Raw genomic sequence first — 395 nt, forward strand, 5'->3', positions numbered from 1 at the left:
AGGCGCGGGTCGTCCCCGCCGCGCGTCTCCCCTCCGTGATGGGGATCGGCGCCGCGCCGCTGCCCGACCACGCATCGGGCACCGCATCCGGATCGGCGAGCGCCCCGTCGAGGTCCACGTCGTCGAACCCGGCGCTCTCGAGCGCGCGGACGAGGAGCCCGGAGCGCACCGCGGCACCGGCGTGCGGGTCCGCCATCGCGGCCTCGATCGTCGCCCGCACCTGGTCGAGCACGGCCGGCGTCACCGGGTGCCCGGCATCGGACGCGAGGTCGGCACCGGCCTGGGTGAGCGCGTCGACCACGCCCGCTCGCTGACGCCGGAGCTTCCGGATGACGGCCGGGTCGGCGTCCGCCTGTGCCTGCCGGATGGCGGGTCCGAGGTCGACGGCCTCGTCC

General features: G+C 77.5%; 1 pseudogene. It reads right to left on the reverse strand.

The features are described 5' to 3' along the window. Nucleotides 1-395: pseudogene (locus BIV03_RS16700) on the reverse strand (hypothetical protein); the annotation flags it as partial.

Origin of the sequence: Curtobacterium sp. MCBA15_016 (assembly GCF_001865105.1) — a bacterium.
GTDB lineage: Bacteria > Actinomycetota > Actinomycetes > Actinomycetales > Microbacteriaceae > Curtobacterium.